The organism is Streptomyces sp. NPDC059255, from assembly GCF_042752355.1.
Lineage (GTDB): Bacteria > Actinomycetota > Actinomycetes > Streptomycetales > Streptomycetaceae > Streptomyces.
Genome location: NZ_JBHYZP010000085.1, coordinates 1 through 5,772, shown reverse-complemented (window position 1 = coordinate 5,772; position 5,772 = coordinate 1). Strand labels below are relative to the sequence as shown.

The following is a 5,772-nucleotide window of genomic DNA, read 5'->3' as shown; positions in this document are numbered from 1 at the left end:
GGGGGTGCGGTTTTGGGATCACGGAGTGCTGCTCGCGGCCCACCACGCACCCCCCCCCACTGCCGTCCGCCGCGTATCGCCGGGAGTGTGGAGGGCATGAACACAGTCATTGAAGCCGTCAACCTGAGGCGGAGCTACCGGGGTTTCGACGCCGTACGCGGCATCGACTTCACGGTCGCCCGGGGAGAACTCTTCGCGCTGCTGGGAACCAACGGAGCCGGCAAGACCTCGACACTCGAAATCCTGGAGGGCCAGGCCGCCCCCACCGGCGGGACCGTCCGGGTCCTCGGCCGGGACCCGTTCCGCGACCGGGCGGCCGTGCGGCCGCGCACCGGGGTGATGCTCCAGGAGGGCGGATTCCCTTCGGAGCTGACGGTCCTGGAGACCGCACGGATGTGGGCGGGCTGCACCAGCGACGCCCGTCCCGTGGACGAGGTCCTGGAACTGACCCGTCTCGGAGGCCGCCGCACGGTGCGGGTCAAGCAGCTCTCCGGCGGCGAACGCCGCCGCCTCGACCTCGCGCTCGCCCTGCTGGGGCGCCCCGAGGTGCTGTTCCTCGACGAGCCGACGACCGGCCTCGACGCACAGTCCCGCCGCGACACCTGGGAGCTGATCCGCGAACTGAAGGCCCAGGGCACGACCGTCCTGCTCACCACCCACTACCTGGACGAGGCGGAACAACTGGCCGACCGGCTGGCGATCATGCACCAGGGGCTGATCGCCACCACCGGGCGGGTGGCCGACGTGGTGGCCGAACGGCCTTCCCGGATCAGCTTCGAGCTCCCCCAGGACCGCTTCCTGGGGGAATTGCCGCCGCTCGCGCCGATGGGCGTGACCCGCCACGAGACCGTGGGCCGGACCGTACGTCTGGAGACCCGGGACCTGCAGCGCACCGCCACCGAACTGCTCGTCTGGGCGCACCGCACCGGGATCGCGCTGCGGTGCCTGGACGCCCGGTCGGCATCACTGGAGGAGGCGTTCATGGAGATCGCCAAGAACCTGGACACCGAGGAGACACGATGACGACGACCACCACCCCTGTCCGACCGGCCGCCGCCGCGCGCGTACGATCCGGTGCCGCGACCCGCATGGCCGCCCTCGGCCGCGCGGAGCTGGCGCTCCTGCTGCGCAGCAGGGCCTCCCTGGTCACCGCGCTCGCGCTGCCCGCCGTCATGGCCTTCTCGTCGCGCAGCCTGGTCAACGGCCTCGACCTGGGCGGCACCGGCCTGTCGATCGCGACCGTCCTCCTCTCCGGCACCCTGGCCATGGCCCTGTTCTTCTCCGTCTACACGAACCTGGTCGGCGTGTACGTCACGCGCCGCGAGAGCCTGGTGCTCAAGCGGCTGCGTACGGGTGAGGTGCGCGACACGGAGATCCTCGCGGGTGCCGCGCTCCCGGCCGTGGTGCTGGCGCTGGCCCAGTGCGTGCTGCTGGCCGTCGGTCTGACGGTGGTCCTGGACGCACCCCTGCCGCAAGCCCCGCACCTGCTCGTTCTCGGCCTGCTGCTGGGTGTGGTACTGCTCGTGGCCGGGGCCGCGCTGACGGCCGCTTTCACCCGGACCGCGGAGAGTGCTCAGTTGACGTTCCTGCCGTTCCTGTTGGTGAGCATGGCCGGATCCGGGGTCTTCCTGCCGCGCGGGGTGCTGCCCGGTGTGGTGGCCGACATCGGCGCCTGGCTGCCGTTCTCGCCCGTCATGGATCTCCTGCAGGGCGGCTGGACCGGCGACCTGGGCGGCCCGGACCAGGGCCGCGCGGTGCTCGTCGCGCTGGCCTGGACCGGTGCGGCGGCCCTCGGCGTGCGGCGGTGGTTCCGCTGGAGCCCTCGCCATTGAGTACAACGGACCGTGGGACAAGGGAGCTGGGACCGTGAACATGAGCATGAGCATGAGCATGAACTTGAATGTGGACGACTGGGTGGAACGTCTCGGCGGCCCGGACGGCCCCGGCCGGTACCGCAAGTACGCGCTCGCCACGGTCGCCTACTTCGCGGTCTTCGAGCTCGGCCTGTGGGCACTCTGGGTGGCGCAGACGGACACCGGTACGGCCAATCTGGTGTCCGTCGCCGTACTGGGCGGGGCGCACGCCGTCGTCCAGGTGCTGCTCTGCCGGGCGGCCCTGCACCGCTACCTCGGCTCCGGTCCCCGGCCCGACCTGCTGCTCGCGGCGTACACGACCCTGACCGCGGCCATGGCCGCCCTGGGATCTGTGCTGCTGGCCACCGGCCACATCGACGACAAAGGTCTGGCGCCCTACCTGTTCTGGCTGCTGATGCTCTACGCCGGCCCGTGCGCACTGGCACTGTCGCGCCGCACCGGCGCGACGCTGGTCGCGGTGGTCTCGGTGTCCATCGTCGCGGGCGGCGTGGTGGCCGGGCTCTCCGGCGCGCAGCTGGGGCTCGTGACCGGCGCCGCCCTGTTCATGGCGCCGTTCATGGCCGCGGCGTTCCGGGCCACCGGCTGGGGGGTCCGGCTGATCGAGGAACTGGCCGCGGCCCGCCAGACACAGGCACGGCTCGCCGTGGCGGAGGAGCGGCTGCGCTTCGGCCGTGACCTCCACGACGTGCTGGGCCGCAATCTCGCGGTCGTGGCGCTCAAGAGCGAACTCGCCGTACAGCTGGCGCGGCGCGGCCGGCCCGAGGCGGTGGAGCAGATGCTGGAGGTGCAGCGCATCGCGCAGGAGTCGCAGCGGGAGATCCGGTCGGTGGTCCGCGGGTACCGTACCGCCGACCTGCACACCGAACTCGCCGGAGCACGCTCCGTCCTGGAGGCGGCGGGCATCGACTGCCGTATCGAGTACGGTCCGGCGGCCCGCCTGCCCGGCGAGGTGCAGGCGGCCTTCGGCTGGGTGGTCCGCGAGGCGACCACGAATGTGCTCCGCCACGCGCAGGGCGCGTCCCGCTGCACGATGTCCCTGCGCACGGCGGGCCCGACCGCGGCCCTGCTGCTGATGGAGAACGACGGTGCGCCCGACACGCCCCCCGGTGCCGGCACCGGCCTGACGGGTCTGAAGGAACGCCTGACGGCGGTGAACGGCACGCTGACCACCGAGCAGTTCCCCGGCGGGGTCTTCCGGCTCACCGCGGAGATCCCGTGGGAGGAAGGCGAATGATCACGGTCCTGCTGGCGGACGACGAGCACCTCATCCGGGGCGCACTCGCCGCCCTGCTCGCGCTGGAGGACGACATCACCGTCGTGGCGCAGGCCGGAACGGGCGACGCGGCCCTGGAGCTGGCCCGGGCGCACCGGCCCGACGTCGCCGTTCTCGACCTCCAGATGCCCGGCCTCGACGGGCTGGCGGTCGCGGAGCGGCTGCGGACCGTCGCGCCCGGTTGCGCTTCGGTGATCGTCACCGGCCACGCCCGCGCGGGCGCCCTGAAGCACGCGTTGAGCGTCGGCGTGCTCGGTTTCGTGTCCAAGACGGTGTCCGCGCGGCACCTGGCACAGATCATCCGTACCGTTCACGCCGGCCGCCGCTACATCGAACCGGACATCGCGGCCGACGCCATCGACGCCGGCGCGTCACCCCTGACACCCCGTGAGGCGGAACTCCTCGCGTACGCCGAGGAGGGGGCGCCGGTCGCGGAGATCGCCACCCGCACCTCGCTCTCCGCCGGGACCGTCCATGACCACCTCTCCGCGGCCGCGGAGAAGCTGGGCGCGGAGAACGCTCAGGCCGCCGCGCGCATCGCCCGCGCACAGGGCTGGCTCTGAGGAACTCGCGGACAGGGCGCCGACGGGTGCGGCCGGAGTCCTCCGCCCCGGCGGCCTCCGGCGCGTACGGGCTGTCCCGGCTCCGCCCCTCACATTGTCACAGCGCTGTTATATTAGCGCTGTGACATCTTCCGACCCCACGGCGCTGCCCGATCCCTGGCAGCCGCTGCACGAACTGCTGGCCGCCATGGACGCCGAGATCGAGCAGGTCTACGTCGCGCGCGGCATCGAGGGGGTGCGGCCGCGGTTCGCCTATCCGCTGATCCGGCTCGCCCACACCGGTCCCCTGACCATCCGTGAACTGGCGGAGTCCCTCGGCCGGTCGCACTCCGCGATCAGCCAGACCGTCGCCGCCCTGCGCAAGGAGGGGCTGGTCGTCTCCGAGCCGGGGCCCGACGCCCGCACGCGGCGGATCGACCTCACCGGGCGAGGCCGGTCCCTGGTGCCGTTCCTGGAGGCCGAGTGGCGCGCCACGCACGCGACGGTCGCCGAACTGGACGGCGAGATCCCGTACGCGATGACCGCCGTGGTCGAGGAGGTGCGGCGGGCGCTGGAGCGCCGGTCGATGCGGCAGCGCGTCCTCGACCATCTCGTCGAACCACCCCGATGAAGGGGCGTGTCCGGTTCCTCGACACCCGTCCGCTCCGCGGCAGCAGGCCGTTCCGCGACCTGTGGATCGGCTCCGCGGCCTCGCAGCTCGGCGGGCAGGCGGCCACCGTGGCGGTGCTGGCCCAGGTCTGGGACCTGACCGGCAGCCCGGTGGGCACCGGCGTCATCGGGCTCGCCACCGGCCTGCCGACGGTGCTGTTCGGGCTGCTCGGCGGCACGCTGGCCGATACCGTCGACCGCCGTACGGTGGTCCGCGCCACCAGCGGCGGCCAGCTGCTGGCCGCCGCGGGGCTCTGCGCCCAGGCGCTGGCGGGCAACGGGAACGTGGTGCTCCTCCTTGGCCTGGTCGCGCTGGGGACCGCGTGCGGCGCGCTCGGCGCCCCCGCCCGGCGCACCTTCCCGGTCCGGCTGCTGCCGGCCGACCAGGTCGCGGCCGGTCTCGCGCTGACCAACGTCTCCTTCCAGGCGGCGATGCTGGCCGGGCCCGCGCTGGCCGGGCTGGTCATCGCCCGCTGGGGCCTGCCCGCCGCCTACGTCGCGCACGCCCTGGCCGTCGCGGTCGCGGCGCTCATGGTGATCCGCCTCCCGGCCATGCGGCCCGAGGGCGCCGGTGCGGCGGGTGGCGGGCGCCGGCCGGAGCGCGGCGCTTGGCGGATCGTCCTGCGCCGCCCGACGCTGTGGGGCTCGCTGGCCACCGATCTGTCCGCGACGCTCCTCGCCATGCCGATCGCGCTCTTCCCGCTGGTCAACGAGGTCCGCTTCGGCGGCGACCCGGGAACCCTCGGGCTGTTCCTCTCGGCCGTCGCGGTCGGCGGGATCACCGCCGGACTGCTCTCCGGCACGGTGACGCGGCTGCGCCGCGGCGGCCTGGTCCAGCTCACCGCGGCGGGCGTCTGGGGCCTGGCCCTGGCCGGCTTCGGTCTGGCCGGGCCCCTGTGGGCGGCGCTCGGCTGCCTGGCCGTGGCCGGCGCGGCCGACACCGTGTCGGTGGTCACCCGCGGCGCTCTGGTCCAGCTGGAGGCCCCGGACGCGCACCGGGGGAGGGTCTCCTCCCTGGAAGACGTCATCGGTGTCGCGGGCCCCGAACTCGGCAACTTCCGCGGCGGCCTGCTGGCGTCGGTCACCTCGGCCCCCTTCGCCCTGGTCGCCGGCGGCCTCTCCGCCACCCTCGCGGTCGCCGCCGTGGCGGCGGCCAACCCTTCCCTGCGCTCCTACCGCACGCCCCGGATTTCCGGGCGGACCGCTCCGGGGCCTACCGCTCCAGGACCTGTCGCTCCGGCGCCGACCGCTCCGGCGCCGACCGCTCCCGGGCCGCCCCCTCCCGGAGCCGCCGACGCCGCGACCGAGGCCGCGACGACGGCCCCTGGTCCGTAGCCACGATCCACAGATGACCGCCTCGTGAGAGGCGCGCCGGCGGGGGGGGGGGGCGGGGGCGCCGCCGCCCCGCCGCCCC

6 protein-coding genes are annotated in these 5,772 nt (G+C 74.0%); all 6 read left to right on the top strand.

Annotated elements, in window-relative coordinates:
• The first annotated feature begins 96 nt into the window (after positions 1-96).
• The 6 genes from ACFXKG_RS41015 (at position 97) to ACFXKG_RS40990 (ending at position 5,693) form a co-directional block, all read left to right on the top strand.
• Positions 97-1,023: an ABC transporter ATP-binding protein gene (locus ACFXKG_RS41015; RefSeq protein ID WP_384850670.1), complete on the top strand. Its 927-nt coding sequence runs from the start codon at positions 97-99 to the stop codon at positions 1,021-1,023.
• A complete protein-coding gene (locus ACFXKG_RS41010; protein WP_384850667.1) occupies positions 1,020-1,832 on the top strand; it encodes an ABC transporter permease in 813 nt (270 codons plus the stop codon). Before ACFXKG_RS41015 ends, ACFXKG_RS41010 begins: the two co-directional genes overlap by 4 nt.
• 52 nt (positions 1,833-1,884) lie before the next feature.
• Positions 1,885-3,108: a sensor histidine kinase gene (locus ACFXKG_RS41005; protein ID WP_384850664.1), complete on the top strand. Its 1,224-nt coding sequence runs from the start codon at positions 1,885-1,887 to the stop codon at positions 3,106-3,108.
• A complete protein-coding gene (locus tag ACFXKG_RS41000) occupies positions 3,105-3,710 on the top strand; it encodes a DNA-binding response regulator (protein ID WP_384850661.1) in 606 nt (201 codons plus the stop codon). The genes ACFXKG_RS41005 and ACFXKG_RS41000 overlap by 4 nt, the downstream gene beginning before the upstream one ends.
• Before the next feature lie 121 nt (positions 3,711-3,831).
• Complete coding sequence (locus tag ACFXKG_RS40995) at positions 3,832-4,320, top strand: MarR family transcriptional regulator (protein WP_365819630.1); 489 nt, start codon at positions 3,832-3,834, stop codon at positions 4,318-4,320.
• Complete coding sequence (locus ACFXKG_RS40990; protein ID WP_384850656.1) at positions 4,317-5,693, top strand: MFS transporter; 1,377 nt, start codon at positions 4,317-4,319, stop codon at positions 5,691-5,693. The genes ACFXKG_RS40995 and ACFXKG_RS40990 overlap by 4 nt, the downstream gene beginning before the upstream one ends.
• The last annotated feature ends 79 nt before the right edge of the window (positions 5,694-5,772 follow it).